The 21,280-nt window shown below is 75.2% G+C and carries 17 protein-coding genes; 5 read left to right on the top strand and 12 right to left on the bottom strand.

What is annotated here, in order from left to right; translation table 11 throughout:
• Nucleotides 1–156 precede the first annotated feature (156 nt).
• A complete protein-coding gene (locus E1265_RS15675; RefSeq protein WP_243740823.1) occupies nucleotides 157–555 on the top strand; it encodes a RidA family protein in 399 nt (132 codons plus the stop codon).
• Here the strand turns inward: E1265_RS15675 and E1265_RS15670 are convergent.
• Nucleotides 522–1,169 carry a hypothetical protein gene (locus E1265_RS15670; protein WP_132930916.1) on the bottom strand — a complete coding sequence of 216 codons (648 nt, stop codon included), beginning with the start codon at nucleotides 1,167–1,169 and terminating at the stop codon, nucleotides 522–524. The two genes, E1265_RS15675 and E1265_RS15670, sit on opposite strands and share 34 nt — an antisense overlap.
• Nucleotides 1,166–1,849 carry a hypothetical protein gene (locus tag E1265_RS15665; protein ID WP_243740822.1) on the bottom strand — a complete coding sequence of 228 codons (684 nt, stop codon included), beginning with the start codon at nucleotides 1,847–1,849 and terminating at the stop codon, nucleotides 1,166–1,168. The genes E1265_RS15670 and E1265_RS15665 overlap by 4 nt, the downstream gene beginning before the upstream one ends.
• A gap of 134 nt (nucleotides 1,850–1,983) precedes the next feature.
• On the opposite strand from E1265_RS15665, the gene E1265_RS15660 reads away from it, so the two are divergent.
• Both E1265_RS15660 and E1265_RS15655 read left to right on the top strand, forming a co-directional pair.
• A complete protein-coding gene (locus tag E1265_RS15660; protein ID WP_207931086.1) occupies nucleotides 1,984–2,304 on the top strand; it encodes a hypothetical protein in 321 nt (106 codons plus the stop codon).
• A 43-nt stretch (nucleotides 2,305–2,347) separates the two neighbouring features.
• A complete protein-coding gene (locus E1265_RS15655) occupies nucleotides 2,348–2,998 on the top strand; it encodes an MOSC domain-containing protein (protein ID WP_132930915.1) in 651 nt (216 codons plus the stop codon).
• Here E1265_RS15655 and E1265_RS15650 read toward each other — a convergent pair.
• Together E1265_RS15650 and E1265_RS15645 are read right to left on the bottom strand one after the other, a co-directional pair.
• Nucleotides 2,995–3,798, bottom strand: coding sequence for an SAM-dependent methyltransferase (locus E1265_RS15650; RefSeq protein WP_132930914.1), 804 nt, complete (start codon nucleotides 3,796–3,798; stop codon nucleotides 2,995–2,997). The genes E1265_RS15655 and E1265_RS15650 overlap by 4 nt on opposite strands.
• A 76-nt stretch (nucleotides 3,799–3,874) precedes the next feature.
• Nucleotides 3,875–6,661 (bottom strand): LuxR family transcriptional regulator, encoded by a 2,787-nt coding sequence (locus tag E1265_RS15645; protein WP_132930913.1) that lies wholly within the window; start codon nucleotides 6,659–6,661, stop codon nucleotides 3,875–3,877.
• A 131-nt stretch (nucleotides 6,662–6,792) separates the two neighbouring features.
• On the opposite strand from E1265_RS15645, the gene E1265_RS15640 reads away from it, so the two are divergent.
• On the top strand, nucleotides 6,793–7,170 hold the full coding sequence (locus E1265_RS15640; protein ID WP_132930912.1) for a nuclear transport factor 2 family protein: 378 nt from the start codon (nucleotides 6,793–6,795) through the stop codon (nucleotides 7,168–7,170).
• Nucleotides 7,171–7,223: 53 nt separating this feature from the next.
• Here E1265_RS15640 and E1265_RS15635 read toward each other — a convergent pair whose 3' ends face one another.
• Entirely contained in the window at nucleotides 7,224–7,646 is a 423-nt protein-coding gene (locus E1265_RS15635) for a MarR family transcriptional regulator (protein ID WP_132930911.1), read from the bottom strand.
• 163 nt (nucleotides 7,647–7,809) lie between these two features.
• On the opposite strand from E1265_RS15635, the gene eno reads away from it, so the two are divergent.
• Complete coding sequence (eno, locus tag E1265_RS15630; protein WP_132930910.1) at nucleotides 7,810–9,117, top strand: phosphopyruvate hydratase; 1,308 nt, start codon at nucleotides 7,810–7,812, stop codon at nucleotides 9,115–9,117.
• 202 nt (nucleotides 9,118–9,319) lie between these two features.
• Here the strand turns inward: eno and E1265_RS15625 are convergent, their stop codons facing one another.
• The 7 genes from E1265_RS15625 to eccCa form a co-directional block, all read right to left on the bottom strand.
• Nucleotides 9,320–11,314 (bottom strand): serine/threonine-protein kinase, encoded by a 1,995-nt coding sequence (locus E1265_RS15625; protein WP_132930909.1) that lies wholly within the window; start codon nucleotides 11,312–11,314, stop codon nucleotides 9,320–9,322.
• A gap of 143 nt (nucleotides 11,315–11,457) precedes the next feature.
• Entirely contained in the window at nucleotides 11,458–12,273 is an 816-nt protein-coding gene (locus E1265_RS15620; RefSeq protein ID WP_243740821.1) for a hypothetical protein, read from the bottom strand.
• Nucleotides 12,270–13,379, bottom strand: coding sequence for a type VII secretion protein EccE (locus tag E1265_RS15615; RefSeq protein ID WP_243740820.1), 1,110 nt, complete (start codon nucleotides 13,377–13,379; stop codon nucleotides 12,270–12,272). The genes E1265_RS15620 and E1265_RS15615 overlap by 4 nt, the downstream gene beginning before the upstream one ends.
• 137 nt (nucleotides 13,380–13,516) lie before the next feature.
• Nucleotides 13,517–14,914, bottom strand: coding sequence for a type VII secretion protein EccB (gene eccB / locus E1265_RS15610; protein ID WP_132930908.1), 1,398 nt, complete (start codon nucleotides 14,912–14,914; stop codon nucleotides 13,517–13,519).
• A 2-nt stretch (nucleotides 14,915–14,916) separates the two neighbouring features.
• Nucleotides 14,917–16,293 (bottom strand): type VII secretion-associated serine protease mycosin, encoded by a 1,377-nt coding sequence (mycP, locus tag E1265_RS15605; protein ID WP_243740819.1) that lies wholly within the window; start codon nucleotides 16,291–16,293, stop codon nucleotides 14,917–14,919.
• Entirely contained in the window at nucleotides 16,290–17,741 is a 1,452-nt protein-coding gene (gene eccD, locus E1265_RS15600) for a type VII secretion integral membrane protein EccD (RefSeq protein WP_132930907.1), read from the bottom strand. The genes mycP and eccD overlap by 4 nt, the downstream gene beginning before the upstream one ends.
• On the bottom strand, nucleotides 17,738–21,280 hold a 3,543-nt coding region (gene eccCa / locus E1265_RS15595), incomplete at its 5' end, for a type VII secretion protein EccCa (protein WP_132930906.1). The genes eccCa and eccD, both read right to left, overlap by 4 nt.

Here is a 21,280-nt window from a genome sequence, read left to right as displayed (position 1 = left end):
GGCGGTGGCCATGGGGGCAGCCTACCAAGCGGGGGAGACTTCATGCGTGAAGTGATCGCGTGGTAGGTTCACTTCATGCGTGAAGTCAATGAATCTGATGTGTCCGAGCCGGAGTTCTTCGTCACGCCCGGCTACGGCGAGCGGCAGCTGGCCGCCATGCACTACAGCCAGGCGGTGCGGACGGGCGACCGGGTCGAGACCTCGGGGCAGGGCGGCTGGGACGACGACTTCGTCTTCCCCGAGGACCTGGAGGAGGAGATCGTCCGGGCCTTCGACAACGTCGAGCGGACCCTGGCCACGGCCGGGGCCACCTGGCGGGACGTCGTCGCCGTCAACTCGTACCACGTGCCCGGCTCGACCGAGTTCATCGGCGAGGTCCACAACCGCGTCATGGTGGAGCAGTTCCGCGCGCGTATGGGCGACCGGGCGCCCATCTGGACCGAGATCGGGGTGCCGGCGCTCGGCGCCCCCGGGATGCGCGTCGAGATCCGGGTCACCGCGGTCGTCGGGACCGGCGCCGCTCAGTCCGGCGGCTTGCGCCAGACGACCGTGTAACGCAGCAGGCGGTGGCGGCGGTACGGGGAGCCGGGCAGGAGCTCGGCGGCCAGGGCGCGCATCTCCCGATGGGTGGCCGGCGGCGGCCAGACGGTGGGGGACGGGTGGCGCCAGAGGGCCCTGACCAGCGCATTGTGGGTGGCCCTGGTCTGCTCGCGGGCGGCGGTCAGGGCGGCCTCGACGTCCGGCGCGAAGCGGCCATCCTCGACGGCGCCGAGCTCGACGTCGGACAGGTCGATGGCGGCCCACGCGGCCGCCTCGGCGCGCTCGATGAGCTGGAGGTCGGTCGTGACGAGGGCCGGCGCGTCCCGGGCGTCGGTGACCTCCGAGCGGGCGCGGTAGCGGGCCGCCCGGTCCTCGCGGCTCTCCGTCCGGCCGTCCCTGATGTCCGCACCAGCAGCCAGTGCAGTTCGCGGTACGTGACGATCGACCTGAGCAACTCGCGGACCCGGTTGGCCAGGTCCTCGCGGTGGAGCTCGGCGCGGGCGCGGCGGTCGAGCAGTTGCTGGGACAGGGCGCCGAGCACCGTGCCGGCGAGGGTGCCCACGACCGCGACGATGCTCGCCAACATGACCTCGTGTCCCCCTCTTGGTCGTTGCGGCGATGGTGGTCACCCCTCGCGGGTGGCGGCCTCGACCTCCCGCTCGGCCTGGCGGACGGCCTGCTCGGCCTGGTCGAGCGCCGCCGACAGTTCCTCGACCCGGCGTCGGGCCTCGGCGAGGCGCTGCTCGGCGCGCTGGCGGGCGCGCCGCGCCGCCTGGTCGGGCTTCCGCTCGCGGCCTCGGGTGGTGGCGCGGCCCTTGGCCGTGATGGTGGGCAGCTCGGCCGGGGCGTGCAGGGGGCGGGTCAGCCGTCCCGCGCTCCAGGCGCGGGCGGCCTCCGGGTCGGCGAGGACCGCCAGCAGGGTCTGCTCGACCTCCTGGCGGGCCGTCGCGCCGAGGCGGTGGCCCGAGTCGGCGGCCGTCCCGGCGGCCTGTTCGGACAGCGCGGCGACCAACTCGTGCTGCTGGGCGAGCAGTTCGCGCAGCCGGTCGGTGTCGAGCTCCTCCTGGGCTCGCCGCAGCGCCTCGCCGAGGGCGAGGAACCGCCGCGTCTGCTCGTCGTGGGCGCGCACCAGGAGGTTGCAGGCCCAGGCGGCGAGCGTGGGCCGCCGCAGCGCCCTGATCCGCTGGGCCAGCTCCCGGTCCCCGGCCCGGCGGGCCCGGGTGGCGGCCGCGTCGCGGTGGGAGGTGAAGTCCTCGGGGGCGAGGCCGTACAGCTCGTCGAGCACGTCGTCCAGGCTCGTCACACGCACCGTCCCTTTCCCGGACACCGAGACACCGGGACACCGGGACACCGAGATATCGAAACATTCGAGATATTCAAGACATCGATCATCACATTCGGCGGGGAGGAGCGGCGGAAGGCGGCGCGTGCGAGACTCGGCGCATGACCACCTTGGCCCAGCTGCGGCTGCCCGAGGACGAGACGGCGGCCGCCGTGGCCACGCATCCGAGCGGTGCGGCCCTGGTCCGCGCCGCGTGGTTCAGCCGGGCCCCGAAGCGGCTCGCGGCGTCGCTGGCCGGCGCGGAGACGGCGGCCGACGATCCCGGCGCCACCGGACTTCCCGACGGCATCGGCAGGCCGGTGATCCGGCAGGTGGCCGGGCGTTCCGAGGCCGAGCTCCGGGCGCTGCACGGGGTGGGCCCGAAGGCCGTGCGGGTCCTGACGCAGGCGCTGCGGGAGCGGGGGTTCGCCCCGCGCGGCTGAAATCCGTTCGACGGGCGTGCGGGTGGTCCGTACCGTCGCCCGCATGAAGCTGCTTTCCGTCAACGTCGGCAGACCGCGGCCCAATCCGTGGAAGGGGCTCGGCAGCACGGGCATCGACAAGCGGCCCGTGGCAGGTCCGGTCGCCGTGAGCGCGCCGGGGCCCAAGGGCACGGGGGCGGTCGGGCTCGCGGGCGACCGGGTGTACGACGTGGCCCACCACGGCGGCACCGACCAGGCCGTCTACGCCTACGCTCGCGAGGATCTCGACCGGTGGCAGGCCGAGTTGGGCGAGCCGCTCGCCGACGGCACCTTCGGGGAGAACCTGACGACCCTGGGCGTGGACGTCAACGGCGCGCTGATCGGCGAGCGTTGGCGCGTCGGCCAGGACGTGGTGCTCGAGGTGTCCTGCCCCAGGGTGCCCTGCGGGACGTTCCAGGGCTGGCTGCGACAGGAGGGCTGGATCAAGCGGTTCACGCGGGCCGTGCTGCCGGGCGCCTACCTCCGGGTGATCGAACCCGGGGAGATCAGGGCCGACGACCCGGTCGAGATCGCGCACCGGCCGGACCACGACGTGACCGTGGCCCTCACCTTCCGCGCGGTCACCCTCGAACCCGAGCTGCTGCCACGGCTGTTGGCGGCCGACGCGCTGCCGGAGGACATCAGGGAGCGGGCGCGCAGGCGGACCGGGGCCTAAGCCCGCTTGACGCCGACGGCGGCCCAGGCGGAGATCTTCGTGTCCAGCTCCGTCGACGCGCTGGCGAGGGCCCGCCAGCGGTGCGGCACGGTGATGCCCGGCTCGACCAGGTCGAGACCGTCGAAGAACCGCGCCACCTCCTCGCGCGTCCTGGTCTGGCCCTGGATGCCGCCGCGCCGGTAGATCTCCTCCACCTGCCGCATCGCGGGCTCGTTGAAGTCGGGCGTGACGTGGCTGAGCAGCAGCGCGGAACCGGCCGGCAGCGCGTCGAGCAGCCGGCGCACCAGCTTGTGGGCGCCCTGCTCGTCGGTCACGAAGTGCAGCAGCGCCAGCAGCGACAGCGCGACCGGCTTCGACAGGTCGATGGTCTCGGCCAGTTGGGGCGATTCGAGGATGTTGTCGAGATCGGTGATCAGATCGGCGTGGAGGTAGGTGGTGCGGCCCTGTGGCGTGCTGCGCATCAGCGACTCGGCGTGCGCGAGGACCAGTGGGTCCTTGTCGACGTAGACGATCCGGCACTCGGGCGCGGCCTCCTGGGCCACCTGGTGCAGGTTGGGCTCGGTGGGGATTCCGGTGCCTATGTCGAGGAACTGCCGCAGCCCCTCCTCCTCGATGAGATGCCGGATCGCCCGCTGCATGAAGGCCCGGTTGGCCTGCGCCGCGTCTCGCACCCCCGGCCACCAGTCGAGCACCTTCTCGGCGGCCTCGCGGTCGACCTGGTAGTTGTTCTTGCCCCCGAGGTAGTAGTCGTACATCCGAGCCGAGTGCGGCACGTTGAACGCGTCGGTGGGGGTGGTCATCTCTCTCCCGGGGTGATGCGGAACCTGTGCGCAGGCTATCCCCGGCGACCCGCAGGGCTCGTCTCGGTGCTCCCGTTCAGAGCTCCTGGCGCGCGGTCAGCGCCCTAAGTTCGCCGCGCGAGGCGATGCCTAGCTTCGGGTACGCCTTGTAGAGGTGGTAGCCGACCGTGCGGTGGCTGAGGAAGAGCTGGGCGGCGATGTCGCGGTTGGACAGGCCACGGGCGGCGAGGCGGACGATCTGCAGTTCCTGCGGGGTGAGGCCGGCCGTGCGGGACGGCGCGGCGTCCTTGGTGCCGGTGCCGGTGCCGGTGCCGGTGCCGGTCGCGGTGAGCTCGGCGCGGGCGCGGTCCGCCCAGGGCCGCATGCCGAGCCGTTCGAAGACCTCGAGCGCGTCGTCCAGGTGTGGGCGCGCCTCGGCCTTGCGGCGGGCGCGGCGCAGCCACTCGCCGTGCAGCAGCGTGGTCCTGGCGTACTCAAGCGGGCGGCCGTCGCGGTCGTGGGCGCGCAGTGCGGCCGGGTAGTGCCGTTCGGCCGCCTCGTCCGAGCCGAGCAGCGCGCGGCACCGCAGCAGCAGGGCATCGGCCCACGGCTGCCGCACGGACTCCGCCCACCGGGCGAAGCGGGCCACCGCCTCCTCGGCGCGCTCGCCAGCGCCCACCCGTACGGCGGCCTCGACCAGGTCGGGGACCGAGCGCAGGGCGCACAAATGGTGGCGCATGGGCTCGCGGGTGAGCCGTTCGAAGTGGGAGAGGGCCGCCTCGGGCCGGCCGAGGCCGAGTTCGAGCAGGCCGAGCGACCAGTGCGCCCACGGGGCCCCGGGGGCGATGGCGCCGGCGGTGGCGCTGGCCAGGCCCGCCTCGGCGTGGCGCCGGCAGGCCGCCTCGTCGCCCTCGGCGGCGGCCAGGTGGGCCAGCACGCTGCTGAACTGGCCGACCCACTGCCGCTGTCCGGTGTCGCGGGCCAGCGCGAGCGCCTCGGTCGCGGTGGTGAGAGCGTCCTGGAGGCGGCCGGTGAAGACCTCCCCCTCGGCGACGAAGAACAGCGCCGTGGGCAGCCGCCCGGCCGCGCCGGCGCCGCGGAGCTCGGTGGCGAGTGCGGTCGCGAGACGGTAGGCGTCGGCGTCCTGGCCACGGCCGAGGGCGGCGCCGCAGAGGATCATCAGCGACTGTTCCGGGGCTCGGCCGCGGCGGCGGATCGCCGCCATGGTGTCGGCCAGCGCCGGCGGTGGCGGCCCGTCTCCGCCGTGGTCGAGCAGGTGCCCGAGGAACGCGGCGAGGGGCGTGCTCGGGTCCGCGTCCGGCAGCGGCACCGCGGCCAGCCGCTCCAGCGTCTCGGCGAGCCGCCCCTCGCCGAGGTACCAGGCGGTGTGCACGGCCTGGACCAGCAGGGCGGCGGCCTGTCCCGGGTCGGTGTCGGTGACGAGTTCGGCACCCTCGACGAGCAGTTGCTGGGCGGTGGGGAAGGAGCCGCGCCAGAACTCCGCGAGCGCCCGCACCTGCGCCAGCCGGGCGCCGAGCCCGTCGGCGGGGTCGGCGTGGCGGGCCGCCCGGCGGGCGAGTCGGTCGGCGCGCTCCACCTCGCCGGCCTCAAGCGCGGCCTCGGCGGCCAGCAGCTCGCGGCGTGCCCTGGCCGCCGGCGCCGCGCTCAGCCGGGCCGCCCGCTCGTAGGCGGCCGCGGCCGCCTCGTGGCCGCCGCGCTCGCGGGCGCGGGCGGCGGTGTGCTCCAGGGCGGCTGCGGCCTCGTCGTCGGGGCCGGTCGCGGCGGCGGCCAGGTGCCAGGCCCTGCGGTCGGCCTGCTCGGGCGCGTCGAGCACAGCGGCGAGCGCGCGGTGCGCGGTCAACCGCCGGCCCAGCGGCGCGCGTTGGTAGACGGCGGCGCGGATCAGCGGGTGGCGGAAGACGACCGTGGTCGCGGCGGCGCCGGGGCGGCGCAGCAGCCCGGTCTCCTCGGCGCGCGTCAGGTCCCCGATGCCCGCTCCGAAGGCGGCGGCCGCGCCCAGGATCACGGCGGGGTCGCCGGTCTCGTCGGCGGCGGCGACCAGCAGCAGGCCGCGGGTGGTCTCGGGCAGCCGGCGGACCTGGCCGTGGAAGGCCAGCAGCAGCCGGTCGGTCAGGGGCAGCGCGTGCGGTCCGAGGCCGCTGTCCGGCTCGGCGGCCAGGGCGACGGGCAGTTCGAGCAGGGCGAGCGGGTTGCCGCGCGCCTCGGCGAGCAGCCGGTAGCGCACGGCCGGGGCGAGCGGCTGGCGGTCGACCAGGACCGCGGCAACCTCGGGCGGGAGGCCCGTCAGGCGCAGTTCCGGCAGGCCCGAGTCGACGGAGTCGGGGAACGAGCCCTCGCCCTCGCGGATGGCGAAGACGAGCGCCACGCCCTCGGCGTGCAGCCGCCGGGCGGCGAACACCAGGGCGTCCCGCGAGGTGCCGTCCAGCCACTGGGCGTCGTCCACCAGGCAGAGCAGTCCGGTGTCGGCCGCGTGCTCCGCCAGCAGCGAGAGCACCGCGAGCCCGATCAGCATCGGGTCGCGGGCCGCGGCGGGTTCGAGCCCCAACGCCGCCTCCAGCGCCGTGCGTTGCGGCGCGGGCAGCGCAGCGAGCCGACCGAGCGCGGGCCGCAGCAGCAACTGCAGGCCGGCAAAGGGCAGTTCCGCCTCGACCTCGATGCCGGTGCCGCGCAGCAGCCGCAGTCCGTCGGCCGCCGTGGCGGCGTGGTCGAGCAGCGCCGTCTTGCCGATGCCGGGCTCGCCGCGCAGGACGAGCGCCCCGCTGCGGCCCGCCGCGGCGTCGGCGAGCAGCGCGGCGATCGCCCGCTGTTCCGCCTGCCTGCCGCACAGTTCCGTGGGCCGCTCGGCCGTCCCTGGTTCGCGCATCTCGGAACGCATCATCACACGGGCGCGGGCGACCGGTGAAAGTACCTAAGGACGACGGATTCCGCGCCCGTCGTGCCCGCCTAGCGTGGTGGTCGTAGGGAAGAGAACACCGCGAGAAGGGTGATGGGAACATGAGCGACATCAAGGACATGGGTGGGCTGGCCGAGCGTTACCTCGCCGTGTGGAACGAGACCGACCCCGAGGCGCGGCGCGAGCTCGTGGCCGCCGTCTTCGCCGAGGACGTCGAGTACGTCGACCCGCTGGCGTCCGTGCGCGGCCGTGCCGGGATCGACGGCGTGATCGCCGCCGCGCAGGGGCAGTTCGACGGCCTGGTGTTCACCCCGGGCGGCCCGGTGGACGCGCACCACGACATCGCGCGGTTCACCTGGCACCTCGGCCCCGAGGGGGCCGACCCGATCGTCATCGGCTTCGACGTCGCCGTCCTCGACGAGGACGGCCGGATCCGGCAGGTGTTCGGCTTCCTCGACAGGGTGCCGGCCGGCGCGTGACCGCCTCCGGCGGGCTCGGCGCGGGCTGGTTCGACAGGATCGACAGGGCAGGACTAGCGGGTGGCGAGCCGCTCCAGCAGGGCGGCGCTCCGAGCCAGCAACGCCCGCTCCTCATCCGTGAGTTCGGCCTCGATGGCCTGGGCGAGCCAACCGGCCCTGCGGCCGCGCTCCGCTTCGAGCGCGGCCCGGCCCGCGTCCGACAGCTCGACCAGCGACTTGCGGCCGTCGGTGGGGTGCGCCCGGCGCGTGATCAGGTGCTGCTCCATGAGCAGCCCCACGGCCCGGGCCATCGACTGGGGGCGTACGCGCTGATCGGCGGCGAGATCGCTGGTGGTCATGGCGCCGTTGCGGTCGAGTGCGCCGAGCACGGCGACCTGGCCGAGCGGGATGCGGTCCTCGTGTCTGACGCGTCGGGTGAGCTTGCCCATCGCGGTGCGCAGTTCGGCGGCGATGGCGGCGGCTTCCGGGGTGGGCATAGGGCACTTTACCCCGTTGGTCAGCAAAGCTGTGCAGCTGAGGTATGCAGCAAAGCTGTACAGCAAAACTGTGCAGCATTGCTGTAGGGTCTGGCGTTGTCGGGCTCAGCGCCAGCGCTGTCGCAGCCGGGGCCACGGCACACGACGACGGGAAGGAACTCCCATGCCCGCAGCGGCAGTCGGAACCATCGACGCCACCATCGAGACCGTCACCGCCCGCCGGATCATCGACAGCCGGGGCAACCCCACGGTCGAGGTCGACGTCGTCCTGACGGACGGGTCCCTGGGGCGCGCGGCCGTCCCCTCCGGCGCCTCCACCGGCACCCGGGAGGCCGTGGAACTGCGCGACGGAGACTCCGCGCGCTGGCACGGAAAGGGCGTCGACCGCGCGGTGGCCCACGTCAACGGGGAGATCGCGGCGTCCGTGCGCGGCCGGGACGCGGCCGACCAGGCAGGTCTCGACGTGGCGCTGGTCGCCCTCGACGGCACCGCCACGAAGTCCCGACTCGGCGCCAACGCGATCCTCGGCGTCTCCCTCGCCGCCGCCAGGGCCGCCGCGGCGGCACACCGCCAGCCCCTCTACCGCTACCTCGGCGGCGCCGACGCCCACCTGCTGCCGCTGCCGATGATGAACATCGTCAACGGCGGCGCCCACGCCGACAACCCGCTGGACTTCCAGGAGCTCATGATCGCGCCCGTGGGCGCGGCCACCTTCGCCGAATCCGTCCGCATGGGCAGTGAGGTCTTCCACACGCTGCGCCGCGATCTGCTGGCCGCCGGGCACTCCACGGGCGTCGGCGACGAAGGTGGCTTCGCGCCCGCGCTGCGTACGGCCGAGGAGGCGCTCGACTTCGTGGTGACCGCCATCGAGCGCACCGGCTACCGCCCCGGCACGGACATCGGCCTGGCCATGGACCCGGCGTCGTCGGAGTTCTTCCGCGACGGGAGGTACGACTACACGGGCGAGGGGGTGCGCCGCACCCCGTCCGAGCACGCCGACTACCTGGCCAAGCTCATCGACGCCTACCCGGTCGTCTCCGTCGAGGACCCGATGGCGGAGAACGACCTGGACGGCTGGCGCGAGCTGACCGCCCGCGTCGGCGACCGCTGTCAGCTCACCGGCGACGACGTGTTCTGCACCAACGAGACGCTGCTGCGCGAGGGCATTCGCACCGGCGTCGGCAACTCGATCCTGGTCAAGGTCAACCAGATCGGGACCCTGACCGAGGCGCTGGCCGCGGTGGCCACAGCCCACGAGGCGGGCTGGACGGCTGTCATGTCGCACCGCTCGGGCGAGACGGAGGACACCACCATCGCGGATCTGGCGGTGGCGACCGGCTGCGGTCAGATCAAGACCGGCTCGCTCTCCCGCTCCGACCGCACGGCGAAGTACAACCAACTGATCCGGATCGAAGAGGAGTTGGGCGACTCGGCGCGCTTCGCTGGCCGCTCCGCACTGCTTCGGGTGTGACCTGCGACGGGCGCGCCGAGATCGGCAGGACAGGGCCTAGTGCCGTGTCAGCCAAGGTTTGCCCGTCAAGGAGCGGCGTCCGGTGCGGTGCATCGCAAGGCGCCGGATCGCAGCTCATACTTGGCCGTATTCGCGCGATTCGGTAACGCAGCGAGGTGCCGTGCCGGGCGTCGCGACGGAGTGAACCTTGGCTGATGCGGCACTAGCTGCCGAGGTTGACCTCCGGCGCGTCGAGGGCCGCCTCCACCATGTCCCAGTCCGACAGCAGCCGCGCGTAGGTGCCGTCGCGCATCAGCTCGCCCATCGCCTCGAAGAGTGCCTGTCGCAGCTCGACCTGACCGGCCGGTACCGCGATGCCCCGGGCGCCTCGGCTGGAGGCGTCGAAGACGACGTTCAGCCCGGTGTCCGGGTTCTCGACGGCCAGGTGGTAGGCGGCCTGGGTGTAGCCCATCACGGCCACGTCGGCCTCGCCGGCCACGATCGCCTCCACCATGTCGTCCTTGGTGGGCGCCGACAGGATCTCGGCGGGCGTCTCGCACTCCTCGGTATGCTCCCGCACCGACTCCGCCTCCTGGCCGTCCGGATAGGCGATGACCCGCAGGCCGCACAGGTCGTCGAGGTCCCCGGACTGTTCCGGGTCGGGGGTCACCACGGACCAGCCGTCCTCGTAGTCGTTCACGAAGTCCACGCCCAGGGTCTGGCGTTGTTCCTCGTTGTCCGCCAGGTCTCCCACCGCGATGTGCGCGGTGTCCCCGCGGCCCTCCCTGACGGCCGCCTCGGCGGCGGCGGTCCTGCCGTCGGCCGCCTCGAAGGTGACGGGCACGCCGAGTCGCTCCCCGAGCTCCTCGACCAGGTCCACCTCGAAGCCGACCAGCTCCCCGCCCTCCGTGAACAGCACCGGGTCGTGCGCGTCGTTGGCGTGCACGGTTATCCCGCCGGCCCACATGGGCTCGTCGCCGCCGGCGGCCGGCTCCTCGCCGCCGTCGTCCCCCAGGTTGGCCTGCACCAGCCAGCCGACCAGCGCCAGCGCCACCGCCCCGGACACCACGGCCGACACCAGCCGCCCCCGGCGCGGGCGCCCCGGGACCGGCTGGGCCATGGGGGGAGTCGGGGGCGCGGTCGGCGGTGGTGGGGCCAGGACCGGGAAGGACGCCGCCGATGAGACCTCGAACCCCGTGGGGACCACCGTGGTCTGGGCCCCGCCTCCGGCGGGCGGGGCCGACCGGGACACCGCGGAGGGCAGCGGATCCCACGCCGACGGCGGCTGCGGCCCCCAGCCATCCCGGTCGGCCCGTGGGGTCTCGAAGTCGTGCACCCGCGCCGACGCCCGTCCCAGGAGCGCCGCGAGCTCCGCCGGCAGCCAGTACCGGGAACCGGCCCGCTTCCTGGCGAACGCCGGAAGCCCGGAGAGCGGCAGCCGCTGGGCAGGGTCCTTGGCCAGGCAGTGGAGCACGATGGTCCGCAGGTCTCCCGTCAACGGCCCGCCCTCCGGGCCGAGGTTGGGCGCCTCGTTCAGCACCCGGTACATGACGGTGTGCTCCTCCGCATCGTCCCAGGAGAAGGGGGACATCCCGGTCGCCGCGTACGCCAGCACCACCCCCAGGGCGAACACGTCGACCGCGCCCGTCAGTTCCTCGCCCCTGATCTGTTCGGGCGGCATGTAGCCGGGGGAGCCGAGCCTCCTGCCCGTCTGCGTCAGCGCGGTGGTGTCCACCGCGCGCGCGATCCCGAAGTCGATGACCTTGGGCCCCTCCAGCGTCACCATCACGTTCGACGGCTTCAGGTCCCGGTGGATCAGCCCGCTGTCGTGGACCGCGAGCAGCGCGTTCGCCAGGCCGTGGGCCAGCGCCCACACGGCGTGCTCGGGCAGCGGCCCGTGCAGCGTGTCCACGACCTCCCGCAACGACTCCCCGGCCACGTAGCCCGTGGCGACCCAGGGGGCTTCCGCCTCGATGTCGTGGTCGAGCACCGGCGCCGTCCACTGCTCGCTGACCCGCCGCGCGGCCTCGATCTCGGCGCGGAACCGCCGCCTGAAGAGCGGCTGCCGCGCCAGGTCGCTGTGCACGACCTTGACCGCGACCGTCCGCCCGCCGGGCGATCGCCCCAGGAACACCCGCCCCATGCCCCCCTCGCCGAGCCGCGCCAGCAGTCCGTAAGGACCGATGGCCGACGGGTCGTTCGGGTGCAACGCCTCCATTGCCGTCCCCCTGCGCGATGCCACGATGAAGGTGCTCGATCATGACCGGCCTCGCCCTCGGGACGCCGGTCGCGTCGGCGTGAATCGGGGTCCGTCGGGCTCGGCGTGTCGCGGACCATCATGACGTGTCGGTCCGTCGGGTGTCACTGACTATCGGTGATTCCCGCGGTGAGGATCTCGTGTTCCCCCGGGGCGATGTCGGGGCGCAGGACCTCCGTGGCGTCGGAGCGGAAGAGGACGACTTCTCCCGAGGTGAGCCGGGCGGTGAGGCCGGCGGCCTCCGGGCCGAGGAGTCGGCCGACGGCGTCGGCGTACTCGGCGCCCAGCGCGAGGAGGACGTCCGGGCGGTGCCAGAAGGCGGCGCCGCGCGGCGGGTTGCGGGTGACGTGCAGGACGGTGCGCCAGGGACCGGCGGCCAGCGCGGAGGACGGCGCCCGGCGCTGGTCGCTGACGAGCGCCTGCGGCCCGGCGTCGACGGCGGGCGGGGCCGGGGTGTGGCGCGGCCAGGCGGCCGGTTCCTCGGCGAACGCGAGCCGTTCGCCGGCCGCCCGGCGGATGCCCTGCCACGGCCCCGGCTCCCTGGTGGCGGCGGTGACCAGCGCGCCGGTGGCCAGCAGGCGCAGCGCGAGGAGGCGGCCGAACAGCGACTCGCCGAGGGCCGCGACGCGGGTGCCGGTCGGCCCTGGGCAGGGCAGCGCCACGGGCCGGCCGTCGCGTCCGGTGCCCAGGTGGATGCCCGCGTGCGCGGGCGCGAGGGCGAACGGCGCCCCGGTGTCGTCCTGCCAGGTGGCCTCGGGGAGCGTCGACAGGTCGGGCGTCGACGGCTCGGGCGCTGCGGTGTCCGCGCCGGCACCGCCGAGCGGCCCGCGTCGAGGAGCGGTGAGGTCCATGGTGCGGGGTTCCGCGGGTACGCGGCCGCGCGCGGCCGGGGCCGGGGTGAAGGGGTCGAGGGCGCTCATCGTGCTCGCGTGTCTCCTGGGGTCGCGAAGCCGGTGGCCTCGTCGAGGGGGCGGGAGGGGTAGGCCAACGGCAGGGTGGCGATCAGCCCGGCGGCCTGGTCGGCGGCGGGCGGTCCGGTGACGCCGGCCGCCTCGAGCCGGTCGCGCTGGGCCATGGCGTGCTGGGCGAGGGGGCTGACCACGCGCACCGCGGCGCGGACGCGCAGGTCGCCCCCGTGCGCGGTGAGGGTCGCCGCGGCCACCACCCGGTCGGCGACGCAGCCGCCCATGCCGGACAGCAGGCGCCGCCAGTCGTCCTGGGACGCGACGCTCGCGGTGAGCGTCGTGTGCGTGGCCGCCGCGCCCGCCCAACCGGAGGACATGACACGGCCGTTCGGCTCCGGGTCGCCGAGCTGCCGCAGCAACTGGCGCGCCTCGGCCGAGCCGAGCGGCGTGGTCGGGACCCCGTGCGCCGCCAGCCGGGCGCGCAGCCGCGCGGCGGCCGCCGCCACCGCGGCCCGCGCGCCGTCCTCGCCGCCCCCGCGCCGGTCGGCGGCCTCCGGCGCGTCGAGCGGCTCGTACCGCACCACGAGCCAGGACCGCACCGCGACCGGGCGACCGCCCGAGGGGAGCTGGCGGTAGGCGACCGTGGGCTGGAAGCGGTGGTGGAAGTCCCGGGACCACACGCCGAACTGCTCCACCACCACCTGCGCGGCCGCCGGCCTGGCCGGGTCGTCGGCCAGCCACCCGGCCACGATGCCGGCGGGCAGCCCGGGCAGCGTGCCGCCGGGGAACGCGGCGACGACGGCGTGGCCGCGCCCGTCGGACACCACGCCGAGCCCCTGCCGTCCCGGGGTGTTGCGGTCGGCGACCTCCGCGACGGTGAGGGCGGGCAGCAGCGCCCGCGCCACGCCGAGGCTCCTGGCGCGCGGCGCGGTCGGCGGCGTGATGGTCAGCCGGCCGCGCCGCAGCCGCGCCAGCAGGCGCCGGTCGGCCCAGTCCCCGCGGAATCGCGCCAGCGCGCCGAGCGCCAGCAGCGCCCCGGCGCCGACGAGGATGTACCCCCAGTTGCCCCAGGCGCTCCGCGCGGCGAGGCCCGCGGCGACGCCGCCGAGACCGGCCTCCACGGCCACCAGCCGGGCGCGGCCGAAGCGGATTCCGGCGAAACGCCCGCCTCCGGACCGTGCGCGGCCGGACCGTGCGTGGCCAGACGGCGCGCGACCGGACCGTGCGCGGCCGAGTCGTAGGCGGCTGCTCCTCGCGGTCACTCGCTCTCACCCCTTCGTTCCTCGGCCGCCGCCTCCGGGTCGAGCACAGGACCGGCCGGCAGCAGCGCCACATAGGCGGTGGGCATGGAAGGCGCCGAGGTCGGGTCGTACCCCAGGCGTTCGACGGCGTCCGGCGAGGCGAACGGGTAGGCCGTGCCGCCGTCGGTGACCAGCGTGTGGGTGCCGCCGGCGCCGCCGGAGGCGGCGGCGCGCACGACGGTGCCCGAGCCGGCCGGCAGGTAGATCCGGTCCAACAGGCCGAGCCTGCCGCCGTTCAGGGCCGCGACGGGCGGGGTGTCCTCCGGGGTGGGCATGGTCGGCGGCAGGTGCACGGTCGCCCGCCAGGGGACGTTGCCCGGCTCGCTGCCGGGCGGGGTGCTGACGCAGACGGGCTGGTTGCGCTCCGGCGCCTGGGCCTCCGGCACCTCCTCGGGCCACGCCGGATCGCCGGGGTCGCCGCCGGTGTGCGGCGCGGCGGCGGCGTCCGAGAAACTGATCGCGTGGTCGGCGCCCGGCCAGGCGACCAGCAGGGTGTGGACGAGTTCGGAGATGGGGGCGAGGCCGTCGGTTCGCACCAGGAAGTGCTGGCGGCCGGCGCCCTCGTCGTCGGTGTGGGCGATGTCGCCGACGGCCGCCTCGAAGGGCAGCTCGACCGACGGTTCGTCGCCGGTGTCCGCGCCTGGTTCGGGGACCGTGATCGCGGGGCCCTCGGGGACGGTGGCGATGATCTCGGCCGGCAGCGGCACGGGCCGCCTGGGCAGCCCCAGCAGGTCGCGGACGACCGGCTCGACGGCGTACCGCCGGCCCTCGGCCAGCAGCCAGAGACGGTCGTCCTCCGTCGCCACCAGCAGCGTCGCCCCGCCGCCCTCGGCGTCCCCGGTCGGCACCCCGGGCACGCCGACGAACAGCGCGGTGTCCACCGGCTCCTCGCCGGTCTCGGCGGGCGTGGCGCACAGCGTCCACTCCCCGTCGAGCAGGTCGTCGGCGTCCGGCAGCGCGTCGGGTGCCCCGGGGATGCCGACGGGCAGGCCGCGCGGCGCCTCGTCCAGGGTCCCCTGGCGCACCTCGGTGAGCTCGCCGCCGCCGGCCAGCAGCGCGGAGGCCAGGTTGAGCGCGGGGTACGCCACGCCGTCGACCACCGCGTAGGAGTCGCCGCTGGCGCCGACGACCACCGCGCCGTCGGTGGGCAGGGAGGGGCCGCGTCCGCCGCCGAGCCAGCCGGCGATGCCGAAGCCGGCGATGACGAGGACGCCGACCGCCAGGCTGGCGCCCAGCGCGCGGTTCAACCGGCGGCGCGGGTCGAGACGCGCCTCGTCCGTGCCTCTGAGGAGGCTGGTACTCATCCGGCGGTTGGCGTACGCGTGCGCCTCCGCCTGCTCGCGTGTGGTTGCCATGGCTACGGTGTCCGATTCCGGTTCTGGTGCGCGGTCGGGTGGTCGGTGGTCGTGCCGTCGTCGCCGCTGCCGCCGAGCCACGCGAGGCGGGTGGCGGGCGGTCCCGGCGGGGCGGCCGGCTCGGCGGCCGGCCGCCGAGCCGCGGTGCCGGCCCGCCAGCCGCGCCGGGCGGCGCGCCGCACCCCGGGCGCCGCGAGCAGCCCGAGGAGCACGGCCAGCAGCAGCACGCCGCTGACGGCGAGTCCGGTCCGCTGGGTCGGGCCGAGCAGCGGCTCGTCCCGTGGGACGGGCGGCACGGGGATACGGCCGGCGGGCGCCGCGGCATCCTCCTCTTCGTCGTTCGCCGGGGCGCCGAGATAGGTCAGCGCGTTGAACGGGTCGACGAGGCCGGCGCCGGTGCGGTCGTTGCGGCCGCCGCCCAGGGGCGTGGCCGAGCGGGTCAGCCGGTCGGCGACCTCGGCGGCCGACAGGTCGGGGAAGCGCGACCGCACCAGCGCGGCGGTGGCCGACACCTGCGCCGCGGCCATGCTGGTGCCGCCCTCGACCCGGTAGCCCTCGCCCCCGGGGGAGACGACCACCTGGTCGGCGCCGATCGCGGCCAGGTCCACCCAGGGGCCGGCGTTGGAGGAGTCGAGCGGCTGCCCCTGGGCGTCGACGGCGGCGACCGCCAAGACCCCGTCGTAGGCCGCCGGGTACATGCGGCCGCCGCTGACGTTGGCGTTGCCCTCGTTGCCGGCCGCCGCGACGACCACGACGTCGGCGGCCAGGGCGCGTTCGACGGCATCCCGGATCGGCTCGTAGTCGGAGGGGATGGCGAGCGAGAGGTTGATGACGCCGACGTCGGCATCCACGGCGTCGTCGATGGCGGCGGCGAACGTGCGCGCGGTGGCGTTCTCCACGCCGTCGGCCATGCGGACCGGGTAGACGGTGGCCCCGGGCGCCACCCCGGTCACCCGGTCGCCGTCGGCGCGGCGCGCGGCGATCAGCCCGGCCACCGCCGTGCCGTGTCCCTCGCAGTCCAGCTGCGGCGCCGGGTCGTCCGTGGTGAACTCCCGCTCGGTGCGCACGCCGACGAACTCGCGGCCGCGCGCCACCTGCCCTTCGAGGTCGGGGTGGCGGGCGTCCACCCCGGAGTCGATGACGGCGACGGTGACGCCCTCGCCGGTGGCCAGGTCCCATGCCTGGGGGAGGCCGAGCTGGTCGACGAGGGGGCGGAGGTCGACGCCGGCGGGGATGTCCTGCGGGCCCACCGTCGTGCGGCACGGCTCCGCGGCGGCGGCCGGGGTGACGGCGCCGGCGAACGCGACGGCTGACACGGCGGTGGCGAGCAGCGCGAGCGCCGCGGCGAGGGACGACCTGGGGTAGCGCACGGCCCTCACGCCCTCAGGTTCAACAGGGTGCCGGGGACCTCCCACACGGCGAGCACGAGGGGGACCACGGCCACCAGCAGCAGGGTCTCCAGCACGTCGAGCGCCCGCACCAGACGGGGGTTGGGGCGGCGGCGCCCGGCCGCCAGGCCCACGCCGCCCGCGGCCAGGGCGATCGTCAGGACCGCCGGCAGCACCACGCCGAGCAGCGGCGCCGTCTGCGCCCACCGGTCGACCACCGTGTACACGGCCGCCCCGACGGCGGCGAGGAACGCCGTCACCGAGGCCGTCGCGACCTGCCCCACCTCCCGGAAAAGCCGGGCCCGCAGCAGCATCAGCAGGGTCAGCGTGGCGCCGAGCACCCCCGCCCACAGCTCGGTGGCGGCGAAGAGCCACAGCGTCGCCCCGCCCGCCACCAGGTGGCTGCCGAGGACCATGCCGCCGAGCAGCCGGCGCGCCGCGGCGACCCGAGCGGTCAGCCGCTCGTGCGCCAGCAGGCTCGGTAGCTGCTCCAACTCGTCCGTGGTGGAGGCGAGTTGGGGAGCAGGGATGCGGGCGAGGCGCAGCGCGAGGGTGGGCCAGAGCGTGGTCAGCGCCAGCGCGAACGGGCCGGCGACGGACGCCGCCTCCGCCGGGCTGACGTCGCGCCAGATGACGGGGATCGCGGCCCCCACGGCCGCGAGCGGCCCGGCGACGACCAGCGCCGCGAACGCCCCGTCCCCGCCGCCGACCAGGACCGGGCCCAGCATGCCGAGCGCGGCCACCACCGCGCACGCCAGCAGCAGGTGCGCCGCGCCCAGGCCGTCCGCGTCATGGCCGGCGCCGAGCAGCCGGACCGCGCCCACCACGGCCGGCACCACCGCCAACAGGCCGGCGAACGTGCCGGCTCGGACGTCGTCGAAGCCGCGCGACGCCAGCACGCCGGCGCCCAGCGCGAGGGCGGCCGTGGCCAGCGCCAGCCAGCCGGGGACCGCGCCCGGGGCCACGGCGAGCGCGGCGCAGCCGGTCAGCAGGGCCAGGGTCACCAGTGCGGCGGCGCCGAAGCGGGTGGCCCTGGCCGGCCAGGTGGTGCGCACGCCGTGCTCGCCGACGACCTCCACGACGTCGTCGTAGAGCGGCGGGGTGGCGTCGGTGTCGCCGTGGGCGAGGAACAGCAGGTCGCACTCGGCGATGCCCTGCTCGGTCAGTGAGGCGGCGGCGTCGAGCCGGGTGCCGTCGGCGCGGAGCACCGCCCAACCGCCGTGCCGCACCCCGCCGTCGGGTCCTGGGTCGGCGCCGACGTGGTGCAGCAGCGCCGGAAGCAACGCCGCGAGCGGCACGGCCGCCGGCACGGCGAGGTCCACGCGCCCGGCGGGCCCCGCGAGGCCGATGCGGACGAACGCCGCCCCGGCGAGCGCGGCGACCGGGCGGGCCCGCGGCGAGGCGGGCGCGGATGGCTGGTGGGTCAGGCTGGCACTCATGGCTCACGGGTCCCTACGTGGTCGTTCTGGGGCAAGTCCGCACGGGCGAGCTGCACCGGCACGTTGCCGAGCCTGCGGTGCAGCAGCAGGCCGCGGCCCTTGGCGCGCTGGGCGGGCTTGACCCCCCAGATCGGCACCTCGTCCTTGGGGACGCTGAGCAGCACGGCCGGGAAGTTGAGCTCCTTCATCCGCCCGAGCACCGGCTCGAGCACGGCCCGGCCCGCGCCGCCTGCCTGGCGGGTGACAACGATGTGCAGCCCCATGGCCCGGGCGTGGGGCAGGAAGTCGAGCAGCACGGTGAGCGGATTGCCCCGGGAGGTGGCGACCAGGTCGTAGTCGTCGACGAGGAGGTAGATCTCGGGGCCCGTCCACCAGGAACGGTTCCGCAACTGCTCCGGGGTGATGTCCGGCCCCGGCACCCGCTTCTCCAGGCCCTCGGCGAGACCCGCGACGACCGACATCGAACGCTCAAGGGTGGTCGAGTACCCCAGCAGATGCGGCCCCTCGAACTCCCTGAGCATCGTCATCCGGTGGTCGAGGATGACGAGCTTCGCCTGCTGCGGCGTGTTCCGGGCGACGACCTGGCGGGCCACCGCCCGCAGCAGGCCGGTCTTGCCGCTCTCGCTGTCGCCGACGACGATCAGTCCCGCGTCCTCGCCGGGCACGAGCAGCACCGGCTCCAGGCGGTTGCCCTCCACGCCGATCGCGACGCCTGGACCGTCGGGCAGGGTGGCCGGGTCCCAGGTGCTCGGCAGCAGCCGCACCTTCGGGGCGCCCGGCCCGTGCCACGCCTCGGCGACGCGGCGCACCAGATCCTGCACGCCGTCGGCGAGGCCGTCGGCGGAGCGGACGCCGTCCACCCGCGGCACGGCCACCAGGAAGTGCAGCTTCTCCGGGCTGATGCCGCGCCCCGGGCGGTCGGCGGGCACGGTCTGCTGCAGCTTGCGGTCGATCTCGGAGTCCAGCGCGTCGCCGAGCTTCAACTCCACCTTGGTGCCGATCAGGTCGCGCAGGCTCATCCGCATGTCCATCCAGCGGTTGCCGGTGACGACCAGGTGGATGCCGTAGGTCAGCATCCGTCCGGCCACGCCCATCAGCACCTCCTCGATCTCGGGGTAGCCCTGCCGCAGCACCTGCCAGCCGTCGACGACGAGGAAGACGTCCGCGAACTCGCCCTTCTGGTCCTCCCGCAGCCGTCCCTCGGCCCGTGCGGCGCGGACGCCGGCCATCGACTCGATGCCCAGCTCGCGGAACCGGGTCTCGCGTGTTCCCAGCAGTTCGAGCACCTCGGCGACGGTGCGGTTGACCAGTTCGGTGTCGGTGCGACCGGCCACGCCACCGACGTGCGGCAGCCCGGCGAGGGGGAAGAGCGTGCCGGAGAAGTCGAGGCAGTAGAACCGCGCCTCCTCCGGGGTGTGGCGCAGCGCGAGCGAGGTGATCAACGCCCGCAGCGCCGTGGACTTGCCGCTGAGCGGGCCGCCGACGACGGCGACGTGGCCGCCGGCGCCGGTGAGGTCGAGCACCAGCGGGTCACGGCGCTGGTGGAAGGGACGGTCGACGACGCCGATGGGCGCGGTCAGCGGCGGGCGGACGGGGGAGCTGCCGAAGCCGCGCCCCTCGCGCACCCCGAGGTCACCGAGGAGCGCGTCGAGCGGCTCCGGGGTGTCGAGCGGCGGCAGCCACACCTGGTGGGCCCGCGCCGCCTGCCCGGCCATGCGGTCGACCATGACGCTCAGCACGGTCGTGCCGAGCTCCTCGTTCTCCCCGAACTCGTCGGGTTCGGGCGCCGGTGCGGGCTCCGGCTCGGGCCGCTGCTCGTCGGGCACCGGCACGTAGCCGGCCGGGAACCGGCGCACGCCCAGGGCGCCGGCGAGCGCCCGGCCGCCGCCGTCCTCGCCGGTGCGGTAGGGCCCCGAGACGTACGCGGCCCGGAACCGCCGCAGCGTGGCCGTGTCCGTCTTCAGGTAGCCGTGGCCCGGGGCGTTGGGCAGGTGGTGGGCGTCCGGCACGCCGATCGCGGTGCGGCTCTCGGCCTCCGAGAACGTCCGCAGCCCGATCCGGTACGACAGGTGCGCCTCGAGGCCGCGCAGCCGGCCCTCGTCGAGGCGCTGCGAGGCGAGGAGAAGATGGAGGCCGAGGGACCGCCCGAGCCGCCCGATCTGCGCGAACAGGTCGGCGAAGTCCGGCTTTTGCGCCAGGAGTTCGGAGAACTCGTCGACGACAATGAACAGGCTGGGCAGCGGCGGCAGTTGTGCGCCGCGCTGGCGGGCCCGCTCGTAGTCCCTGATCGACACCAGGTTGCCGGCGTCCCGCAGCACCTCCTGCCGCCGGTTGATCTCACCGGACAGCGCCTCCTGCATCCGGTCGACCAGGCTCAGGTCGTCCTCCAGGTTGGTGATGACGGCCGCGACGTGCGGCAGGTCGGCCATGCCGGCGAACGTCGCGCCGCCCTTGAAGTCGACGAGGACGAGGTTGAGTTGCTCACTCGGGTGCGTCGCCGCCATGCCGAGCACCAGGGTCCGCAGCAGCTCCGACTTGCCGGACCCCGTCGCCCCCACCAGCAGCCCGTGCGGGCCCATGCCGTTCTGGGCCGACTCCTTGATGTCCAGCTCGAGCAGCCCGCCGTCGGCCGACACGCCGAGCGGGGCGCGGAGCCGGTCCCGCATCGGGCGGTGCCGCCACAGCGACGACAGGTCGAGCTGCCCCGGGTCGGCGATCCCCAGCAGGCTCGGCAGGGTGTTGACGACGCTGGTCAGGTCCTCCGCGTCGGCCGCCGTGGCGCCCGCGTCCACCCGGAACCGCCCGAGCCGGCGCGCCAGCGCCTCGCACTCCGCGGCCGACAGCACGTCGGCCCGCCCCAACTCGTCCCGCGTGTCCCCCGCGACGACCGTGAGCCGCCGGTCGCCGGCGACCTCGAGACGCACGCCGTGCCCCTCCACCAGCGTCCCGACCGCGTTCCCGTTCAACTCCAGCACGGTGACCGCCTGGAGCCCGTTCGGGTCGAGCAACGCCTCGACGCCGGTGACGAGTCCGCCGTCGATGACCACCAGCAGATGCGGCAACTCCGGATCGGGCTGCGCGTTCCGGTTGAACCGTGTCCTGCGGGTCAACTCAGCGCCCAGCCACTCCTCCAGCACGGCGAGGGAGGGATGGATCATCCGCACCGGACCGACGTGGTCCACGTCCCCAGGGTGGTGCGCGTGCGGCAGCCACTTCACCCAGGCCCACTCGGAACCCTCGACGTTCGAGGCGCAGACCACCACCCGCAGATCCTTCGGCGAGTGGAACGTCACCGCGTGCGCCAGCAGCGCCCGCGCCAGGCCACGCGCCCCCTCCCCGGCGGCGGCGAGCGCGGCGAAGCGGCGCAGCGCGAGCAGCAGCGGCAGGTCGGGCACCACGGCGTGGGTGTCGACGAAGCGCCGCAACGCCACGGCGCTCAGCGGATCCAGGTCCTCCACCGGCGCGGTCTCCGCCGCCACCAGCGGCGTGGCCAGATACCGCGGCCCGGCCCCGACCCGCACCACCCCGAAGTCATCGTC

Source organism: Streptomyces sp. 8K308 (assembly GCF_004348315.1).
In the GTDB taxonomy this organism is placed as follows: Bacteria; Actinomycetota; Actinomycetes; order Streptomycetales; family Streptomycetaceae; genus Streptomyces.
The sequence above is the reverse complement of the archived record's forward strand: the minus strand, read 5'-3'. Positions and strand labels throughout refer to the sequence as shown.